The following is a 20,141-nucleotide window of genomic DNA, read 5'->3' on the forward strand; positions in this document are numbered from 1 at the left end:
AGAATAAGCAATTATTATTCCTGCCGTCGGTCCGGCTATTGCATCGTCAGTGCGTATACCGCAAAGGAGGCGAGCCAATGCTCGCCCATATAGTCGCCACTGGCGACATTTGGTAATGCTTCCAGGAGATGGGCATTGGCCAGCGCATACAATCGCGCGCGGTTCGCCGGAAGATGCCGGGCGATCCCATACAGGTCCCAGGCCCGGCTGAGGTTGAGGCCATCCAGATGGACCAGTTTCCCGTCCGAGCGATCCGTCACCTTACCCGGCTTCATCGTAAAACGGCCGTCAGTAATCTTGGGCAAAAAGCGTCGCACCCAATGCTGATAGGCCGTGTCGGGTAAGATTCGCCACATCAGATCCGCCTCTTCCAGCCCCGGGCTCAAGAAATCGTTGCCGCCCGGTTCCCAGGAGAACGGGTAGTTGACATCGTTCTTATAAAACCGCAACGCCGTTTGCCGGATCACCCGTATCAGCGGTTCATCCTTCACGGCCATAGCATAGTCCCAGGCCAGACGCAACGCAAAGGCAAGATTGGTATGTTCACCAACGCGCACGGGATAGTTCATCTTCGGCAGATAGTCGACAAACATCCCGGACAACTGTTTGGCCAGCGGCGAGACATTGGCCGCCAGTTGCCGGCCCAGCGGGTCGTCCCAATGCAGCAGCTCGTTCTCCAATTGCAGAAGCCAGGCCCAGCCATAGGTGCGTTCAAAGCTGAGGTTGTCCTTCATGGAAAATATCTTCATCTCGCCCGCAATATTTTCGGCGGAGAGATTCTCGGTCAGTTTCTGCCTGATCTCTTCCGCCCGTGGCATCCCCGGAAATAATTTCAGCAGCCTGACCAGCATCCAGTGGCCATGGACGCTGGAATGCCAGTCAAAACACCCATAAAAAGCGGGATGATATTCCTTTGGTTTGACCGCCAGCGTGCTGTCCGGAAAGGCAATGCCGGTCTTGTAGGGGAATTCCCGCTGCATACACCGTAGTGGCAGATCGGCAAAATGCGCGGCCCCTTCCAGGGTAAGCTGAACCTTGCCGTCTTTCAATTCATATTGCCGTGAACTTTGCGCGTTGGCAGGTGAAAGCAATTTAAAAAGCAGATCGAGCCCATCGCTGTCCGCTAGCGGCCGGCTCACCGACTCCTTGTCCAGTACCATGATCTGCTTATCCGCCACCGTATACCGGCGCCACACCGGCAGACCGTTGCCATTCGGATCACCAGCGGCGGCAAAATTCGCCCAATAGGCCGACATCTCCGTAGCCAGGGCATGATCCACCGGTTCCCAGGGACGGTTGACAAAAGCCAGGTTATCGTAGGCATAAGGCACCTCCGCCGTATGGAATGCGCCATACTTTACATACTCACCCGTCGCCGGCGGCTTCCGCGCAAACCGGTATACAAAGACCTTCGTTCCCTGTCCCGACTGCCTATTCGCCCATACATAATTATGAACGCCAAACACCATATCCCGAGACAACTTCAACTGCGACACCGCCGCCTCGGCGTCAGTACCCGCAGGATAATATCGCAAAAGGGCAGCAGCATCCGCGCCATATTTCTCCCCCACTTCCTTCCTGAACTCCACCGCACTCTTCGCCTGGCCGAACCCCTCATCCTCATTCCAGCCAGTGAGCAGGTCTACCCGGTTCTCCTTACCTTCTTTATAAATATCGGCAATAGCTTCCGGCAACACATAACCGTCGATGATCGGGCCCCTGCCGCCTTCTCCCGCCTTTAGCAAGGCCCCGGCAGACATTGCCCGAAGATCGCGGATCGACGCCGCCTTTAACTTCCCCATGGTCCCGACGCCTTCTTGCTCTGCCTTCGCCAGCCCCGCATTGCCATCGGTAAAACTGGCGCCGCTCTCGCCGATCGCCCGCCTCATAAGCCCCCTGGCCAACGGCGAAGCGACAAGACAATTGACGCTCATCGAACCCGCGGATTGGCCCGCGATCGTCACATTGCCGGGATCGCCACCAAAGGCGGCAATATTCTTTTGTACCCATTTCAGCGCCGCAATCTGATCCAGCAGCCCGTAGTTGCCCGATACATGATGCGCCGATTCCTTCGTCAATTCGGGATGGGCAAAAAATCCGAAGATCCCCACCCGGTAATTGATGCTTACAAAGACCACTCCCTTCCTGGCCATCGCCTCGCCGTCATAGATCGGTACGGCGCTGCCCCCGCTGCCAAAGCCGCCGCCATAAATCCACACCAGCACCGGACGTTTTTCCGCCGGTGAAACCGCCCCCGTCCATACATTCAGATAAAGACAGTCTTCGCCGATCGGTTTCTTCGGGATCAGGAATTCCTCCGACCACATGCTAAACGGTTGCGGAGAACTTTGCATCGGACTGGGACCAAATGCCGCGCACCGCTTCACCCCTGTCCAGGGCTGAAGCGGTTGCGGTGGTTCCCACCGCAATGCGCCTATCGGCGGCGCGGCAAACGGGACACCCTTATAGATATGAATTATTCCGGCCTTGTCCACCGTTCCGGATATCACCCCACCCTCTACCCTCACCTCCTCCAGTGACGCCGGAAGCGAAACCATCTGCACCGCCCACTGCGCCTTTATTTTCGGCTCATCGGTGGGCGATAACTCCAGCGCCCGCCGCAAGGCCGTCTGCGCCTCCTGATCCTCACCCCCCCGGTGTAAAAGCACGGCATATTTAAAATAGCTATCCTCGGTAGGTTGTTTTGTCTCCCCCAATGCGCCTTTCAAATAACCGGCCATCTTCAGGCAAACCGACGGAACCAGACAGTTCAGGTAGACATCATCACCAAACAACAGGACACTGGTATGGCCATACCGGCTTTCCCATTCATCGACGGCATTGATATACCTTGACCAGTCGAGGCCGGACTTTCCAAGGAAGGAGATATACCTAAACCGCCGCAGACGCTCCGGGTCACGCCCCATCACACTGTCTGTGATGTAATGCGCCCTATCCAGCAACGTATACAAAACCGTATCCTTCTCCCCGATCATGTGCTTCAGGTTCGACAAATAGATCCGGTCGACCCGCTGGGCATACAGCGGCCCATATTTCGTGGTGAACGATCGGGCATGCATCAAAAAGTAACTCATGTACTTCCTGGACACCGGATGCGTCATGAAAATATCGAAATTGACCTCGTTCTCCAGGTCCTGCTGCCCGTCAAAATACCGCGACACCTCATTGGAGTCTGCAACATGTTGAAATGAAGGGAAAAAACGGTCATAAAAGGAAGGATAGTGAACGGCAAAATCCGTCGAAAACCCTGGAAGACTGCCCGGTTCTCTCAACTGAGCCAGCAGCTGGATAAACCCGGTAATCTCTCCGCTCGACCCCGATATATAACGCAGTAGTTCACCCGAAGGAGACAACAGCAGGAAAGAGGGTACGGCCGTAATTCCGTATTTACGGGCGATCAGGGACCCCAGTTCGCTCTTGTCCAGCGAAGTGGGAACAAAAACATACCGCCGCAGGCTGTCGCTGATATCTTTCCTGGGAAAAACATCCTTTTCCAGCAGCCGGCAGGGAACGCACCAGGTGGCATGAACATACAGCAGGACGTCCTTGTTCTGTTGCCTGGCATCGGAGAAAATTTTTTTCAACTCCGCCGGCTGTGAAAGAGAGAGATCCGCTTGTCCCAGGCAAAACGCCAGCGAAATAGCATAGAGTAGGTGTCCTGACCTCATAATAAATGAAATTACAAAAAAAAGCAACAAGCCGGCAGAAACTGCCGGCCTGTTACGATTACCCGAACTAGGTTCCACATGCGAAGCATACCTTTTGAACACCGGCAGGGCCGCAACATGCGGAAATACCCTCGCCATCGTCGCAGGTGTTGTCGACTTGTGAACCGTCCCCGTAGGTACAGGTGCAGCATTGGTCACCACCCAGCACGTTCTTCAGCTGTTCGCGTGACAGTGATTTGAAGCTGCCCATTTCCCGGGTTGCGAAGTTTTTCTTCTTCATGGTAAAATGGTTAAAAATTAAAAAACGATGATCGACATGATCATCTGCCTAAACTTAAAGAATAAACGCTACACAGCGTGCATTGTAACCCTGCATTAACACCACTGCCGGATAATTGCATCGGATAAAACCTCCACTAATTTCCATACTGCAGGATCGCTGCAGTTTCAAAGACGATCTTTAGTTGCATTGATTTGATTACCCTCTATTCAGTCGAACATATGATATCGGAAAAAAAAGCTCCCTTTGAGATCTGGATCACTACCTACGATTGGCTAAGAGCATGCGGCAATAAGATCAGCCAAAACTTCTGCAAAGAAGAGATTACCACCCATCCCGACTATCCTTCCCTGTTGTCCATGATCGATTTTCTCGACATAGGAGGATTCTCCTACCAGGCAGTCCAGGCCGATCTCGATGCCATTCACCAGTTCAACTATCCGCTGCTTGCACACATAAAAAAGCCGGGCGAGAATTATATGAAGATGATAGCCGACCCCGAAGAATGGGCAAACGGGGAAACCGGCTACTGGTCCGGCATCGTCGTTTTTCCGGGCGAAGACGCCCGGTGGAAAAATGCACAAAATGACGTCTACCGGCAGGAACAGCGGCGCAACAGGATATTGGCGCTGGCCTTTATCGCTATCGGTTCAGGCCTTTTCACAGCCGCCATCCTCCGCTTTTTCGCCCTCACAGCTGGAACTGCCGCCACCATCGCACTCCCCCTGTTCGGACTCCTGTCCCTTTCAGGCATCGTATTCAGTATGCTGTCCCTGGGCCTCGAACTGGGCTTCCAGAATCAGCTCGTAAAACAGGTATGCGGCTCGGTAAGCAAAGGCGGCTGTGAGAAAGTGCTCAAAAGCAAATATGCAAAAGGAGTCGCCGGTATTACCCCTGCCGATCTGTCCACAACCTATTTTCTAACCCAGTTCGTCTTTTTTCTAGCGGGCAGCTGGTACCCGCCATTATTGATGGGGACAATGTCATTCGCATTCGGCGGGATCGTCGTCGCCGCACTCAGCGTCTATACACAGGCCTCGATTCTCAAGCAATGGTGCGCTATCTGCCTCGCCATTGTAGCCATATTAACGGCACAAACCGCCCTGGCCTTCCTGATACGGCCATCCTTTCAGGATCCGCTGCCGGAGACCGGCTTTCTGGGACTATTCGCCTTATTCACTCTCTGCCTGCTTCCTGTCAAGCGATTGGTAAAGGTGAACACCGCCAATAAATTCAAATTACAGGAGTTGAAGAGATGGAAACTGGATGGAGGTTTATTCATCGATCAATGGAAACAGGGGCGGACAATCGACGCTTCGATCTGGCAGAACGACCTTTTGCTGGGCGACGCGGAAGCCCCCTTACAGATTACCGTTGCCTGCAACCCCTATTGCGGTCCCTGTGCCCGGGAACATGCCCGCCTCGACGAATTGCTGCATAACTATAAAGGAAAGATTAAGGTGCAGATGCGTCTCCTCTGCAACGAGGACCAGGAATCGGATAAACGCACCATCGCCACGAAGGCGATCCTGGAAAGAGCAACCGCGGCAAAAGATAGCCGGCAGTTGCAGGATATGCTGACGGACTGGTTCACCTGGATGAACTACGACAAATGGTCCCGGAAATGGCAGCCGCAGTCCGCCAACGGACAGGGTACTGCCGCCACGGAAAGAATGCGGCAGCACATGCAATGGATAAAACAAAGCGAAATTGTCGCTACACCCACTTTTTTTCTCAACGGCCGCAAGATGCCCGGTCGTTATTCGCTCGCGGATATCGGCATCCTCATACCCCAGTTGATCGAGTTGACCAGCTAAAGATCTTGTAATCCTTTAAAGTTTCGATATTGGCCTTTCCATTCTACAAACAGCTGAATTCGATGGACTGCGGGCCCACCTGTCTCCGCATGATCGCGCGGTATTATGGCAAACACTACAATGCGGACAGCATCCGGCAGCGATCGGGTTTCGGCAAGGAAGGCTCCTCTCTGCTGGGCATCAGCGATGCAGCCGAAAGGATCGGCTTCCGCACACGGGGCGTACAGTGCACCGTTCAGCAAATATTGGATGAAGCACCCCTGCCCTGTATGCTGCACTGGAATCAGCATCATTTTGTCGTACTCCTTCCCGGTTCGTCCAAAAGAAATACAAAGGTGAAAGTGGCAGACCCCGCAAAAGGGATCATGACCTACACCGTGGCCGAATTCCGGTCACACTGGCTCTCGGGAGTCGACCCGGACGGCGAACAGCTTGGAACGGCATTGCTCCTGGAAACTACCCCTGCGTTTTATGAACAGGAAGACGAAAAGGAACATAAACTCAGCTGGAGCCTGGTCCTGCAATACCTGCAACAAAGCCGCCGTCAGCTGGTCCAGGTGATTGCCGCGTTGCTGGTCGCCTCCCTGCTGCAACTGATCTTCCCCTTCCTTACCCAAAGCATCGTCGACAAAGGGATCAACACCCAGGATCTTTCCTATATAACCGTTATCCTGATTGCGCAACTCATGCTGGTATTCAGTAGAACCGTGGTCGATTTTATCAGAAGCCGGGTGCTCTTGCGTATTTCCATAAACCTCAACCTTTCCATCCTCTCCGACTTCTGGATAAAGCTGACGCGCCTTCCCCTGAGCTACTTCGACGTCCATCATACCGGCGACACCCTCCAGCGTATAGCCGACAACAAACAGATCCAGACCTTCCTGACCGGCAGCGCGCTGAATACCCTCTTCTCTTTTCTGACTTTCGGCATCTACGGGATCGTCCTGGCCTCCTACAGCCCGACGCTCTTCCTGGCCTTCGCCATCGGCAGCATACTCTACTTCCTTTGGGTACGGTTCTTTCTGAAGGTCCGCCGCAAGATCAACTACCAGGTGTTCGGCTACTCTGCCAGGGAGAACAACGCAACCCTTCAACTGGTGCAGGGGATGCAGGAGATCCGGCTGAACAACGCGGAAAAGCGGAAACGCTGGGAATGGGAGGATATCCAGGTGGGTATCTTCAAACTCAATTTCAAAAATCTTACCTATAGCCAGGTCCAACAAACCGGGGCAACGCTGATCAATCAGGGAAAAGATGTCGTCATCACCTTCCTCGTGGCAGGGATGGTCATCGACGGGAAACTCACCCTTGGCGCCATGCTGGCCATTCAATATATCATCGGGCAGCTAAGCAACCCCGTCGAACAATTTGTCTCCTTTGTCCAAAACGCCCAGGACGCCCGGATCAGCATGGAACGGCTCAACGAAGTGCATCAGATGAAAGACGAAGAACCCGCCGACACTTCCTTTATCCGCCAGCTCCCCGAAAACAGGACCATCCGGTTCTCGAATCTTTCCTTTACCTATCCCGGAGCGGGTAACCCACCGGTTCTCAACAATATCGATCTCGAGATCCCCGGCGGTAAGGTGACGGCGATTGTCGGAGCAAGCGGAAGCGGAAAGACCACCCTCCTGAAACTGCTGTTGAAATTCTATGATCATTATGAGGGCGAGATCAGCATCGGCGAAACGAATTTTCGCTATCTCGGCCCCTCCTGGTGGCGAAAACAATGCGGCTCGGTTCTACAGGACGGCTATATCTTCAACGATTCCATCGCCCGGAACATCGCGATGGACGAGGAGATACCCGATCACAACAAATTGATCGATTGCTGCCGGACCGCCAACATCCTGTCCTACATAGAATCCCTGCCCAACGGGTTCAACAGCTTACTCGGCGCCGACGGCACCGGCCTGAGCCAGGGACAAAAACAACGCCTGCTCATCGCCCGGGCGATCTATAAAGAACCGGAATATCTCTTCTTTGATGAAGCGACAAATGCCCTGGATGCCAACAACGAGAAGACCATCGTGGAGAATCTCAGCGGGTTCTTCATGGACCGCACCGTCGTCATCGTTGCCCATCGCCTCAGCACCGTAAAAAACGCCGATAAGATCATCGTCCTCGACAAAGGCGGGATCGTCGAATATGGAACACATCAAAATCTTTCCCAGCAGAAGGGCCGATATTACGAACTAGTGAAAAATCAACTCGAGCTGGGCAATTAAACAAAACAAACCTGATCATGCCAACCACCCTGCACCGCCGGCATAACGGAATCCCTTCAACACCCGCCCATGGTGAAGATTTGCGTGGGGTCCGGTTGCAACTACGGTCGGAGAAGGCCCAGGAGATCATTTCCCGCCAGCCCGGATTTATGGAAAATTGGGCGTTATGGTTCTTCCTTGCGTTCCTGATGCTGATCGTCGCCGGCACCTGGCTGATCAGCTATCCCGATATCATCGAAGCCGATGCCACCCTCAGCTCCGCAAATGCGCCCAAGGAGATCGTTGTCCGCCAGGACGGTAAACTGACAAGACTGTTCGTGGCCAACGACAGCACGGTGCGTCAGGGCCAGGTCATCGGCTGGATCGAAAGCACCGCCGACCACTCGGAAGTGATCTCCCTCGCTGGCCGGCTGACCCAGGCGGAATCCTTCCTCCTGCAAAACAGCAGCGAGAAAGTATCAGGCGTCCTCAGCAAGCCTTTCTCCGGCCTCGGCGATCTGCAGGCACCTTACCAGCTGTTCATGACCGCATGGCTGCAATTCGACGATTACCTCGTCAACGGGTACTATTATAAGCGAAAGACCAGTCTGTTCGAGGACCTGGCCTTCCTGCAAAAGATGCACCGCTCGCTCGAGGAACAGCAGCGGCTGACACAGCAGGACCTGACCCTCGCAAGCGAGGCCGCCGAGGCCAACGATTCGCTGTTCCGTGACAGCGTTATATCCAAACAGGATCTCCGCGACCAGAAGAGTAAATTGGTGGCCAAACAAATGAGCTCACAGCAATTGACTACCTCCATGCTCAGCAACGAAAGCCAGCAGACAGCCAAACAGCGGGATATCGACGAACTGGAACACACGATCTCCCAACAGAAAGCCATCTTCAGACAGGCGCTGGAAACCCTGAGGAGCCTCGTCGACGACTGGATGAGAAAATATCTTATTACCGCTCCCGTAGCCGGCAAGGTCGTTTTCGTCGTCCCGCTGCAGGAGAATCAATTCCTGCTGACAGGCAAGACCGTTGGCTTTATCAACCCGCCCGACAGCCGGTATTATGCCCAGGTCATGCTGCCCCAGAACAATTTCGGCAAGATCAGACGCGGACAGAAAGTGAAACTGCGTTTTGATGCCTACCCCTATCAGGAATTCGGTGTGGTGGAAGGGCGGCTCTCCTATATCAGTAATATTCCTTCCGATAGCGGCTTCCTGGCGAACATCGACCTGCCCGCGGGGCTTTCCACTAACTACAAAAAAGAATTGCAGTACCGCAGCGGGCTGAGATCCCGTGCCCTGATCATTACCATGGACCAGCGCCTCCTGCAACGGCTATACCACGCCGTTATCAAAGGGACACAGCGATAGATCGCCTATTTCGACTCTCTTACATACCGCTCGATGATCTCCCGGTCGATATTCTCGTTCTCCACCTTCTCCATGCCCCGCTGGATCAGCGTATCATTACTGATGGTCACGGTAAAGGGAAAGGTCTTTCCCTCCCAGTTGTGATCGCTGTAGAAATCGAGGTGCTCGGTATACTGATTGCCGACGAGCGTATAGCTGCCGCCGCCCGCATCAAAATGATTGGAAGAATCCTTTGCCGGATTCAGGTCATGCTTCACAAAAGCAAAATGAGTGTTGTTGATGATCTTGATGAACTTAGAATCCCTGGTGTAATCGGTAACCGTGGCTACGCCCTTGGTGATCGTAGTACCGGATACCAACCGCCAGGTACCATTCATGCGAAGAGGTTCGGTTTGGAGTTTGCAGGAGCAAACAAGGCAGATGGCCGCCAGCAGGAGTGATAAGTTATATTTCATATTCTAAATATATAAAAACAAGTTCCCATTCCATCGAAAAAACTCTTTTTTCCGGCTATCTTTATCCTATGAAACCGAAATGCCAGTACCTTCTTCTCTTGCTCGCCGGCCTTTTCTCCCTGTCAGCCAGCGCCCAGCTCACCTTCAACAAGATCGATACAACGATGAAGATCGGTAAAGCAGGCTACCACGTCACCTGCCGGAACAAGAGCGTTACAGATAACGCAATCGCCATAAGACCGATCGGCATGGAAAGCGATGTCCACCCCCTGGACTTTCCGCTAAAAGGCCGGGTGTACGCCGCACAGGTGGACGATCTTAACAGTGACAGCTATCCCGACCTGATCCTGTTTATCTACACCGATTCCAACAGCATCCATGGCACCGTCATGTGCCTGCTCTCCGAGGCCAACAAATCACTCGCCCCCTGCTACCTTCCCGATATTTCCTATGACCCCAAGGTCAACAAAGGCTATAAGGGCCACGATAAGTTCACTCTGCTGGAAGGCAACCTGCTTCAGCGATTCCCGCTCTATAACCCCGAAGATAAAGACACCCCCACCGGCGGCACCCGTACGCTGATGTACCAGGTGGCAAGAGGCGAAGGCGGCCAGTTCAAGTTCAACCGCATCCGGTTCTACGACACGAAATAAAATGACCTCCATCTTCCCCTGTTCCTATTCGACCCTTTCTCCGGCCGCCCTGGCAATCTATATCGGCGAGCGATATTCTTTCGACAACGCCCGATGCCGGTTTCTCGTCCGCGGCGTCGGCGATACCTATCAGCTCGATACCCCGGCCGCCCGATTCATCCTGCGCGTATATCGTCCCTCTCATCGCAGTTATGCGCAGATAACGGCCGAAGTCGAATTGCTGCTGGTTGCAAAGAATGCAGGGGTCTCCCTCTCCTACCCCATCGCCGACAGCAAGGGACAATTTATCCAGAAATTCAATGGAGCAGAAGGCGAGCGTCATGCAGTTCTCTTCTCTTTTGCACGCGGGAATCCGGTGGCCATCCTGAACAAAGCGCAATTGCAAAACCTCGGAAGGCAGCTCGCCCGGTTTCACAATGTCTCCTCAACCGTCCAGCTTAGCGATAACCGGTGGACCTTCGATCCGGCCGCAACCCTGACAAAACCGCTCGAAACGATGAGACCTTATTTTGCCGATCTCCCCGAAGAATATGCCTGGTGGCGGCAGGCTGCCGAAAAAACGATCGCCCATCTGACCCAAACCGATACAACCGCTTTTTCAACCGGCTTCTGTCACTTCGACCTCCTGCCAAAGAACTTTCACTTCGAGGGTGACGAGCTCACCCTTTTTGACTTTGATTTCTTCGGCTATGGATGGCTGATCAACGACCTGATGACCTTCCGGGTCCATCTCGATCTCGACGTCCATTTCGGCCGGCTGACCCGCGAAGCCGCCGACCAATCTTACGACAGCTTTCTCACTGCCTATCGCGAAGTCCGCACCCTGCCCGATGCCGAAGCAGCCCTCGTCCCCTGGCTTGCGCTCGGCTGGTGGTGCTTCTATATGGATTTCCACTCCACCCATGACCAATTCTATCCGCTTGTTCAGCCTTCGCAGCTGAAAATGCGCACGGCCCTGATCCGGCGGCTCACTCCCTTAGCAACCGACTGAAAAAAGGTTCCAGCTGCGCCGCCAGCAACGCATGATCCTCCACGCTGGGATGCCCGCCACATCCCCTCGGCACCATCGGCTCGAAAAAGAAAGTCGCAACGGTCCGGCCCGAAGGATACTGCGCATCAATCGCCGCCTTCACGGCCATCAGACAATGCTGCAGCATCTCCCGTTCCGCACCCCGCACCATCGGACTGCTCAGCAACGCGATCTGCGCCGCCGGATATTTCGTCTTCACGAGTCGTACAAACCGAACATAGTCGCCGACAAACTTCGCACTGTCGAAAGGCGCCCGCGGCGTCTTTCCATCACCCTTGCTTAGATCATTTGTCCCCAGCGCAATGCTGACGATGACGGGCCGGTATTGCGCAAAATCCCAACGCCGCCGGCCGGTATCGCTGAGATCCGCGTGTTCATACACCTGCGGCATCGACGGCGCGTCCCTGTTCCAGGTACGATAGATGCCGATACCGCTCACGCTGCTGAGCAGATAGTTCACCTTCAACGCCCTGGCCACCCGCGGGCCATAGGCGTAATAGCCGTTGTGATGATCGGAATAGTCCCCGATTCCGCAAGCCATCATGGACTTATCCGCCAAAGCCCCACAGGTAATGCTGTTCCCGATAAACTCGATCACCGGCGCCTCGGGCCGTTTCAGCGCCAGCAACCCCTGACCCGCGATCTTTTCAATGAAGATGGCGCCGCTCATCGCCTCCGTCATCTTATAGATCCACACGGTATGAACGCCCGCCGAACCCGTTTTTATCACGAGCGGCTGCCGGCTCCCGCCCTCGATCCGGATACTCCCCTGGTAAACGCCATCCAATTCATACTGCAGGTAGTTATGCCCGCCACCTGCCGGGAGTTGCACATACACCGCACAGCCCGTCCCCGAAAACTGAAACCCGAAATGAACGGCACTGCCGATCATCTCCACTTCCCCGGCCCCCGTAAGCATCCATCGTCCAAAAGGATGCAGCGCCGAAGCCGGCAACACGTTCACCCCGTGGTGCAAATCATTCGCATGGCCCCCGGTCGCATCAGCCCTTGTCCCGAAAATCGTCAGGGCAAAAAATCCCAAAAGTAAGATCATCGTTCTCATACTACCCGTTTTCACCAATACTACTGATTTTTCCCGGTACTCCGCACGCTTGCAAATCCCTCCCCGGTTTCGTACCTTCATCAGGCAAGCAACATGCATGCGGCGCCCACTAACCTTAATCTGGCTGCTCCTTCTTGTTCATAGCCTCTATGCGCAGCAATATCTCTTTGCACTCTACACCCCGAAAGACGGGCTCATCAACAACCGCGCCCGCTTCCTCTACCAGGATAGCCGCGGCAGACTCTATGTCTCTACCTACGGCGGATTGAGCGTCTACGACGGCAGCCGTTTTATCAACTATACCACCGACAACGGCCTGGCGACAAGTCTCATCAACGACATCCTGGAGATGGGTGATGACTCGCTTTGGATCGCCCCCAACGGCACGGCCCTGCATTGCCTCGTCCATGGGGTGATCAGGGACATCCACACCGCCGACGGTTTTTATCCCGTCGTCAACCAGCTCGTCCGCTGCAGCGACGGCATACTCTACGGCATCTCCGATTACGGCCTTTTCCGGTATCAGCACAACCGGTGGATCCGGGTGCCGCTTCAGGATGGCCAGGGCCGCACAGTTGACGGACCGATTGTCCAGGCCGTCGAGATCGATCACCGCCTGCTCATCCTCACCGACCGCTTTTCAGGAGCCTATCCCGGTCCCAGCTGCCTCCTGCTTTACGACCCCACCACGCAGCGTGTTACCATCGCCGCAAAGCACGCCGACTTCTATTACCTGGTAAAGGCCCCCGGCACCGGCATCTTCGTCACCACCTCTGCCGGCATCCGCCGGCTCGACCCGGCCGCACTTCAACAGGATTCTATCCGCCTGCTCCATCTGTCCGCCCCCTGGCAGGCCGCCGATCCGATCCTCTGTGGATACGCCTATTTCGATCGCCATCACGACCTCTGGCTTCCCCTGGAACAAGGCCTCATACGGATCGATTCCGCAACCGGCAGCCTGCAGAGCTTCACGACAGCCAACGGGCTGCCACCCGGCGCAACAACCGCCGTCCTCCAGGACGCGGAAGATAATATCTGGTTTGCCAACGATCGCAACGGCATCGTCAAATGGCCAGGCCGCCGGGTCGCCTCCTATGCCCGGCCCCAACCCGGTTTTACCGTAAACGATCTCTGCACCGTCGCCGGCACCGATTCCGTCTGGTTCTATGACAACAACCGGCGCAGCCTCCTGCTGATGCGGGATAGCACCCGGCAGCTTTTCCTGCCCGAAGGTGACGTGCCCAACAACAGCCGGGTGTATTTCGGCGTCAACAGCTGGATCACCGCGGGCAACGATCTCTATTCCCTGCATTTTCTCCCGGGCCACCGCTTCCGGGCGGTTCCCTTCCGCCACGACAGCTCCTTCCGGTTTGGCGGCGGCTGCATCGACAAAAAGGGAAACCTCATCCTCGTCTCCGATAAGCTCACCGTCGTCCTCACTCGTCAACTCCCCGTTGTCTCGGCCCGTCAACTCCCAGTTGTCTCCTCCCATCACTCCCCCGCCGCCACCGCCCGGCAGCCCACCCCGCTTCACCCGCTACTGCAATACCCCCTACCTTATTTCTGTGATCAGGTTACCATCGACTCCGCGGGACGCATCTGGACCGTCAGCCGTTCCGATGAACTGCGGGTCTTTGGGTTGACAATGACCGATACCGGCCCCCGCCTGAACCTCCTCGCCGCCTTCGAGGGACCACCGGGAAGCGCCCGATCCATCACCGTCGACAACGCCGGTCACGCGTACATCGGCACCAGGGATCATGGGCTTTATTGTCTGTTCTTCAAGGACCTTCGTTTTCTCTACTGGAAACACCTCACCACCCGCAACGGCCTCTCGGAGAATTATATCAGCAATCTTCAATGCGACGCCGACAATACCGTATGGGTTTGTACCCCGGCGGGACTCGACCGTATCCGCTATGCCGATTCCTGCTTCACCATCGATAATCTCACCTATAACCACGATAACTACCAGGGCGTCTACAAGATCCACTCCACCCGCGACGGCGTCCACTGGGCCCTCGTAATGCAGGGATACATGAAGATCGGGCCGTTTCCCGCAAAGCGAACGAACTACAGCCCGCAGATCCTCTTCTCGGAAGTGCTGGTAGACAATGTCCTCACCCCGAATACGCCCACCACTCCGCTGTCCCTTCACTACGATCACAACACGATGACCTTCCATATCGGCGTGACCAGTTTTATCGACGAAGCGCAAACCCGCTATTCCTATCTGCTCGAAGGAAGCTCCAACCATCAATGGAGTCCGCCCACCAGCGAATCGGCCATCCACTTCGTCAATCTCCCGCCCGGAAAATATACCCTGCGGGTAAAAGTCCAGTTCCTGGCCGGTGATTACCCCGACGGGAACTCCAGCTACCCCTTCGTCATCCATCCGCCCTGGTGGCAGACGGCAGGATTCCGCGCCGTCCTTCTACTCGTCATCGCCACCCTTACCTTCCTCGGCATCCGCGCCTATATCCGCCGTCGCCTGCTCCACCAGCGGCTCGAACTGGAGAACCAGCAGGCGATAGAAAAAGAACGGACACGCATCGCCACCGACATGCATGACGAACTGGGTGCCGGCCTCTCCCGCATAAAATTCCTTAGCGAGACCATCGGGATAAAAAAACAGCAACAACTGCCCTTCGAAGAGGAGATCACGGGCATCCGGCGGTATTCGCATGAAATGATCGACAAGATGGGCGAGATCGTCTGGGCCCTCAACGAAAGGAACGACTCCCTCAGCGATCTGCTGTCCTATACCCGGAGCTATGCGGCCGAATACCTGCTGCAAGGCGGCATCCGTTGCCAGGTGGAAACCCCGGCCGACCTGCCCTCCGGTTTTGTCAGCGGCGAGTTCCGCCGCAACGTCTACCTCACCATAAAGGAAGCCCTGCACAACATCGTCAAACATGCCCAGGCCGAACAGGTCGACATCCGCATGGCCGTCCAGCCCGGCAAGTTCCTGCTTATCACGATCGCCGACGACGGCATCGGCTTCGACCGCGAAAGGATCCGCCCCTTTGCCAACGGAATCAATAACATGCAGCGGCGCATCCGCGACCTCGGCGGAACCCTGGCAATTTTCACCGGACCAGGCACCACCATCCGGCTGTCCATACCCCTATAAACCGGCCCACCCGTTCGTTAACTTTCGTACTATTGTCCCATCACCCATTTACCATTAGTTTCACCGCATGTCCATCAGCCTCATCATAGTGGAAGACCTCGACGAGGTTCGGGAAGGATTAAAGAACTTTCTCGCCCTGAGTCCGGAATTCATCATCCTCGACACCTTCAAAACGGCGGAAGAAGCCATCGAAGCCATCCCCCGCCTCCAGGCAGACATCGTGATCATGGACATCAACCTCCCAGGCATCAACGGGATCGAATGCATCCGGCAAACCGTCGCAAAGACAAGCCGGACCCAATACATGATGTTCACCGTCTATGAAAACGACGAAAAAGTCTTCGAAGCCCTCAAGGCCGGAGCCTCCGGCTACCTGTTAAAGAACACCGGACTGATCAATATCATCGAAGCGCTGAAAGAACTGTACGAGGGCGGTTCTCCTATGAGTTCCAACATCGCCCGGAAGCTGGTCCGCACACTCCAGGATCCACCCTCCAAAAACGCCGCTCCCGTCGCCGAAAGCCTGTCATCCCGAGAGAACGAGATCCTCCAACTGCTGGCCCGCGGGCTTCTTTATAAGGAGATTGCCGATCAACTCACCATTTCCACCAGTACCGTCCGGCAACACATCCATCGCATCTACGAAAAACTCCACGTGCAAAATCGCACCGAAGCGATCAACAAAGCCTTTCGCCCCTAAGTAACTTTCGTTCTATTGACGTACCCGCTTCACGGGCGTAGCTTCGGCAAAAACAAAAACCCCATGTGTCAGCAAGCAAAGATCCCCGCGGTTCTCTTTCTCCTTCTTCCCCTGTTCGGTATTGCTCAAAACGACAGCACACAAAAAACCGTCAAGCCAAAAACAGAACATCATTTCATCGGTATCGGCTTCCGCGCCGGCCTTAATTTCGCCAACGTCACCAGCGCCTCGCAGATCAACAGCAGCAGCCGAACCGGGTTTCATGCCGCCATCTTCTACTCGCCGGTGGGCCAGGTCCTCGCCCCTTACTCCGAGCTGAGCTTTTCCCGGCAGGGCTATGATTATTCCACCGGCCAGACCAGCACAGGTGTGATGCTCGACTATCTGTATTTCGCCCAGCTGATGGCGATCAACATCACCAAATACGTGCAGATCCAGGTCGGCGCGCGAACGGCCTATCTTCTCAATGCAAAAAAGGATAGCGCCGGGACAAAGACCAGCACCGACAGCCTGGGGATCAATTCCCTGGTCGACCAGTTTCATCGCATCGATTTCGGCGCCACCGGCGGCCTGGAGATCCATCCCTTCGCGGGCCTGCTCTTTGGCGCACGGTACAATATCAGTTTCACCGGTCTGTTCAAACAACAGCTGTCCGCCTACACCGGCGGCGGATCGACCTCCGGCTCCGGCATCAACCCCAAGAACAACGTCATCCAGCTATTCATCGGCTATCGCTTCTAAAAAAATGACCATGAAGAACGTCACCCTCCTGCTGATCGTCATCGGCGGCGCCGTCAATAGCTCAACCCAAACCCGAATTTATAAAGCGGGTTCTTACTATCGTACGGCACATCTTCCTTTTGTCCCCTCACCGCAGCCATCGAAGAGGGTAATTCGATCGGCAGATGTCCGCCCGGCTTATCCTTGCCGAAGATGACATCCAGCACGGCTGCATCACTGGCGCCAAAATCCGCGAGCAGACCCTTTGCCTTCGCGCTGATCTCGGGGATCACCGCCGGCCGGTCGAGATAGATATCGACGATCGTCGGCACCTTGCCGAGCAGCTGCAGGATGCTGTCCTTCTGCTTTCCTTTAAAATCAAGGTCGCCGTGATGGAACATCCGGGCCATCATGATCGGCGACTCCACCGGAACAAACGGCGTCTTCAACCGGAGGATGGCGATATCCGCTTTCCCGGGTTTGTCGACCACCGTACCATATCGCGCCGCCACGGCCGAATCGACGTTGCGTACATAGATCTTCAGCTTGCCCGGCGCAAGCGGCAACAGCTTGCCGTCGTTTTTCAACAGCGTCATCGCCCTGCGTTGCGAGACTTCTCCGGCCTTCATGGATTCGGCACTGCCGACCACCTGCAAGACCTTCGACTCATCGACAAACGGATTATCAAAAAGCCCCAGTTCGAATTTCTGCCGCAAAAGTCTTCTCGCACTGGAATCGATCCGCGCTTCCGTCAACTTTCCACTCTTCACCAGCTGCACGACGATCTCCGGGCAGTTCTCCCCTCCGAATTGATCCACCCCCGCATCGATAATCTTTCTGACCCGCTCCTCCCGCGACAGCTTCTCCACCCCCCAGGCCCGCGCCGGCCACACCGTGCCGCCCATATTCCCGTCCGTGACAAGCCCCCAGTCCGTACACACCACGCCGTCATAGTGATATTTGTTCCGCAGGAGTCCCGTGATGATATCCTTGTTATAGGAAAACCCGACATCCTCGCTCGTCTGCCCCATGGGGACACCATAGTAGGGCATGATCGCCGCGGTGTGCACCTCAAAGGCCGCTTCAAACGGGATCAGATGATAGTTGAAGTTCTTACCCGGATAGACCTGACCCTTCTGAAACGGGAAATGCGGGTCGAGGCCTTCCTTCTGCGGACCGCCGCCGGGAAAATGTTTCGTCATACAGGCCACGCTGTTGGAATCCAGCTTATCGCCCTGGTAACCCAGGATATAAGCCCTGGCCATCCGTGCCGTCAGCTGCGCATCCTCCCCAAACGTCCCGCTGATCCTCGGCCAACGGGGTTCAGTCGACAGATCGATCTGGGGATGCAACGCCTCCCGGATACCGACAGCGAGGTATTCCCGGCGCGACACATCGGCAAACTGCCGCGTCATCGCCGAGTCACCGATCGCCCCAAGTCCCAGCGGTTCGCACCATTGTGAAAAACTGTGGGCCGACATCGCAAAAATATTGCTGCTGAAATGATTCCGCGGATCCGAAGCGATGGTCATCGGGATACCCAGCCGCGTGGAATCCTGCAGGTAATGCTGCATATTATTGTACCACCTGGCCAGCATCTCCGGTGAAGGCACCGCCCAAAGGTTGAAATGATTCATCTTTAGCCCCTGCACCAGCTTCAACGCATTTGGCGCAAACGCAAACATCCCCTTCGCCGGCTTGTCCCCGATCGATCCGTCATCATTCACCCGGGCCCCGTTGATAAAGAGCAGACCTGCTTTCTCTTCGAGCGTCATCTGTTTCAGCAGATCGTCCACCCGCGCTTCCACCGGCTGGCTGCTGTCCTCATAGACATCCATCTTTCCATTCTTGTTGAGATCGCGATACTTGTTGGCGGCGGTATTGATCTGATTACAGGAGAGAATGCCCAGCGTTAGGGTCAGCAACGCTGCGGCGGGAAGGAGTTTTGCGGCTGGCATAAGCATTATGTTAGTATGACACAAAGTAGGGATAATCCCCAAATCGCCAAAAACATTTTCCCCGTATCTTCCTTATCTTTAACCGAAAACCACATCCCCGTAATATGAAAAAGTCCGCGCTGTTTTTCCTTCTTCTCACCACCCTCGGCACCCAGGCGCAAAAGGTCATCGACATCAGCTACAGCACCGATAACCAGGGCCGTTATATCTTCACCGCGAACAACAAGGCCTATTGCCCCTATGTCATGCGCATCGACTTCCCGACGCTCGACAACCTGAAGGCCGATCACTCGCTGCCCTATGACATCGAGTTAAAGCCGGGTTCCGCCAGGATCATCACGCTCTCCCCCATCGACAAGTCGAAACCGACAAAGCTCAATTATAAAAGCAGCAACCGGAAAGGGCTGATGAATCCCGTCGTCAATCCCAACTTCACCTATCTGCTTCCCACCGCCCCCGGTCTGGAAACCCAGGCCTACCGCATCCCCAACAAAGGCGTCGGCTCCACTCCCGGCGGCCAGGACAGCGGCTACTCCGTCCGGCTCCGCGCAAAAGCCGGTGACACTATCTACGCCGCGCGCCGCGGTGTCATATCCGCGATAGACGTGAGCAACACCGAGAATGACGCCGGCGCCTCCACGACCACCAGTTGGAACTTCGTCGAGATCTATCATGCCGACGGCTCTTTTGCCCAATACGGCATCCTGAAAAAGGACGGCGCCCTCGTAAAACCCGGTCAGCCCGTCGAAGCGGGCACACCCATCGGCATCGTGGGCGGCGACCAGTATGGCCGCGGTTCCGAGATCCGCTTTAGCGTCAGCTATTATCCCGGAGTCCCCAACACCCAGATCCCACTCAAGATCTGGACAAAGGGCAATGGCAGGGGCGAGCTCAAACAGGGCGCCTTCTACACCAGCGAATTCACAAAGGCCCTGCTCACCGCGGAGACCGGCAAGGCTGCCGCAAGGAAGGCGCCGGCCAAAAAACCCTCTTCTCACCACTAGACGCCCATCTCCATCGGCACGCCAAAACCGGGTCCGCGCCGGATATTTGA

The 20,141-nt window shown here is 55.5% G+C and carries 14 protein-coding genes; 9 read left to right on the forward strand and 5 right to left on the reverse strand.

Going from position 1 to position 20,141, the window contains the following annotated elements; translation table 11 throughout:
• Positions 1–35: 35 nt before the first annotated feature.
• The gene (locus VGM48_RS08945; protein ID WP_331578182.1) at positions 36–3,689 is read right to left on the reverse strand and encodes a DUF2891 family protein; all 3,654 of its coding nucleotides are present in this window, start codon (positions 3,687–3,689) and stop codon (positions 36–38) included.
• A 67-nt stretch (positions 3,690–3,756) separates the two neighbouring features.
• Positions 3,757–3,969, reverse strand: coding sequence for a hypothetical protein (locus VGM48_RS08950; protein ID WP_331578184.1), 213 nt, complete (start codon positions 3,967–3,969; stop codon positions 3,757–3,759).
• 221 nt (positions 3,970–4,190) lie between these two features.
• Here VGM48_RS08950 and VGM48_RS08955 point away from each other — a divergent pair, with 221 nt between their 5' ends.
• The 3 genes from VGM48_RS08955 to VGM48_RS08965 are packed head-to-tail and all read left to right on the forward strand — an operon-like array spanning position 4,191 to position 9,375.
• A complete protein-coding gene (locus tag VGM48_RS08955; protein WP_331578186.1) occupies positions 4,191–5,786 on the forward strand; it encodes a thioredoxin domain-containing protein in 1,596 nt (531 codons plus the stop codon).
• A 29-nt stretch (positions 5,787–5,815) separates the two neighbouring features.
• The gene (locus tag VGM48_RS08960) at positions 5,816–8,014 is read left to right on the forward strand and encodes a peptidase domain-containing ABC transporter (protein WP_331578188.1); all 2,199 of its coding nucleotides are present in this window, start codon (positions 5,816–5,818) and stop codon (positions 8,012–8,014) included.
• Positions 8,015–8,031: 17 nt separating this feature from the next.
• The gene (locus VGM48_RS08965; RefSeq protein ID WP_331578190.1) at positions 8,032–9,375 is read left to right on the forward strand and encodes an HlyD family secretion protein; all 1,344 of its coding nucleotides are present in this window, start codon (positions 8,032–8,034) and stop codon (positions 9,373–9,375) included.
• Between the two features lie 5 nt (positions 9,376–9,380).
• On the opposite strand, the gene VGM48_RS08970 is transcribed toward VGM48_RS08965, so the two are convergent.
• A complete protein-coding gene (locus tag VGM48_RS08970) occupies positions 9,381–9,830 on the reverse strand; it encodes a hypothetical protein (RefSeq protein WP_331578192.1) in 450 nt (149 codons plus the stop codon).
• A 68-nt stretch (positions 9,831–9,898) separates the two neighbouring features.
• Between VGM48_RS08970 and VGM48_RS08975 the strand changes: the two genes are divergently transcribed.
• Together VGM48_RS08975 and VGM48_RS08980 are read left to right on the forward strand one after the other, a co-directional pair.
• Complete coding sequence (locus VGM48_RS08975; protein ID WP_331578194.1) at positions 9,899–10,483, forward strand: hypothetical protein; 585 nt, start codon at positions 9,899–9,901, stop codon at positions 10,481–10,483.
• Position 10,484: 1 nt separating this feature from the next.
• Entirely contained in the window at positions 10,485–11,474 is a 990-nt protein-coding gene (locus tag VGM48_RS08980; RefSeq protein WP_331578196.1) for a phosphotransferase enzyme family protein, read from the forward strand.
• Here VGM48_RS08980 and VGM48_RS08985 read toward each other — a convergent pair.
• Positions 11,452–12,576 (reverse strand): SGNH/GDSL hydrolase family protein, encoded by a 1,125-nt coding sequence (locus VGM48_RS08985; protein WP_331578198.1) that lies wholly within the window; start codon positions 12,574–12,576, stop codon positions 11,452–11,454. The two genes, VGM48_RS08980 and VGM48_RS08985, sit on opposite strands and share 23 nt — an antisense overlap.
• Positions 12,577–12,673: 97 nt before the next feature.
• Here VGM48_RS08985 and VGM48_RS08990 point away from each other — a divergent pair, with 97 nt between their 5' ends.
• The 3 genes from VGM48_RS08990 (at position 12,674) to VGM48_RS09000 (ending at position 17,150) form a co-directional block, all read left to right on the forward strand.
• Positions 12,674–15,709 (forward strand): sensor histidine kinase, encoded by a 3,036-nt coding sequence (locus tag VGM48_RS08990; RefSeq protein WP_331578200.1) that lies wholly within the window; start codon positions 12,674–12,676, stop codon positions 15,707–15,709.
• A gap of 67 nt (positions 15,710–15,776) precedes the next feature.
• Entirely contained in the window at positions 15,777–16,409 is a 633-nt protein-coding gene (locus VGM48_RS08995; protein WP_331578202.1) for a response regulator transcription factor, read from the forward strand.
• Between the two features lie 63 nt (positions 16,410–16,472).
• Positions 16,473–17,150, forward strand: a complete 678-nt coding sequence (locus tag VGM48_RS09000) for an outer membrane beta-barrel protein (RefSeq protein WP_331578204.1) — start codon at positions 16,473–16,475, stop codon at positions 17,148–17,150.
• Positions 17,151–17,203: 53 nt separating this feature from the next.
• On the opposite strand, the gene VGM48_RS09005 is transcribed toward VGM48_RS09000, so the two are convergent.
• The gene (locus VGM48_RS09005; protein ID WP_331578206.1) at positions 17,204–19,087 is read right to left on the reverse strand and encodes a glycoside hydrolase family 3 protein; all 1,884 of its coding nucleotides are present in this window, start codon (positions 19,085–19,087) and stop codon (positions 17,204–17,206) included.
• Positions 19,088–19,191: 104 nt separating this feature from the next.
• Here VGM48_RS09005 and VGM48_RS09010 point away from each other — a divergent pair, with 104 nt between their 5' ends.
• The gene (locus VGM48_RS09010; protein ID WP_331578208.1) at positions 19,192–20,091 is read left to right on the forward strand and encodes a M23 family metallopeptidase; all 900 of its coding nucleotides are present in this window, start codon (positions 19,192–19,194) and stop codon (positions 20,089–20,091) included.
• Positions 20,092–20,141 lie beyond the last annotated feature (50 nt).

The sequence above is a fragment of the Puia sp. genome, assembly GCF_036500295.1.
Lineage (GTDB): Bacteria > Bacteroidota > Bacteroidia > Chitinophagales > Chitinophagaceae > Puia.

Excerpts from the sequence above, each read along its gene's own strand:
- VGM48_RS08945 (WP_331578182.1), bottom strand. The coding sequence starts at position 3,689 with ATGAGGTCAGGACACCTACTCTATGCTATTTCGCTGGCGTTTTGCCTG.
- VGM48_RS08950 (WP_331578184.1), bottom strand. The coding sequence starts at position 3,969 with ATGAAGAAGAAAAACTTCGCAACCCGGGAAATGGGCAGCTTCAAATCA.
- VGM48_RS08955 (WP_331578186.1), top strand. The coding sequence starts at position 4,191 with ATGATATCGGAAAAAAAAGCTCCCTTTGAGATCTGGATCACTACCTAC.
- VGM48_RS08965 (WP_331578190.1), top strand. The coding sequence starts at position 8,032 with ATGCCAACCACCCTGCACCGCCGGCATAACGGAATCCCTTCAACACCC.
- VGM48_RS08970 (WP_331578192.1), bottom strand. The coding sequence starts at position 9,830 with ATGAAATATAACTTATCACTCCTGCTGGCGGCCATCTGCCTTGTTTGC.
- VGM48_RS08975 (WP_331578194.1), top strand. The coding sequence starts at position 9,899 with ATGAAACCGAAATGCCAGTACCTTCTTCTCTTGCTCGCCGGCCTTTTC.
- VGM48_RS08980 (WP_331578196.1), top strand. The coding sequence starts at position 10,485 with ATGACCTCCATCTTCCCCTGTTCCTATTCGACCCTTTCTCCGGCCGCC.
- VGM48_RS08985 (WP_331578198.1), bottom strand. The coding sequence starts at position 12,576 with ATGAGAACGATGATCTTACTTTTGGGATTTTTTGCCCTGACGATTTTC.
- VGM48_RS08990 (WP_331578200.1), top strand. The coding sequence starts at position 12,674 with ATGCGGCGCCCACTAACCTTAATCTGGCTGCTCCTTCTTGTTCATAGC.
- VGM48_RS08995 (WP_331578202.1), top strand. The coding sequence starts at position 15,777 with ATGTCCATCAGCCTCATCATAGTGGAAGACCTCGACGAGGTTCGGGAA.
- VGM48_RS09000 (WP_331578204.1), top strand. The coding sequence starts at position 16,473 with ATGTGTCAGCAAGCAAAGATCCCCGCGGTTCTCTTTCTCCTTCTTCCC.
- VGM48_RS09005 (WP_331578206.1), bottom strand. The coding sequence starts at position 19,087 with ATGCCAGCCGCAAAACTCCTTCCCGCCGCAGCGTTGCTGACCCTAACG.
- VGM48_RS09010 (WP_331578208.1), top strand. The coding sequence starts at position 19,192 with ATGAAAAAGTCCGCGCTGTTTTTCCTTCTTCTCACCACCCTCGGCACC.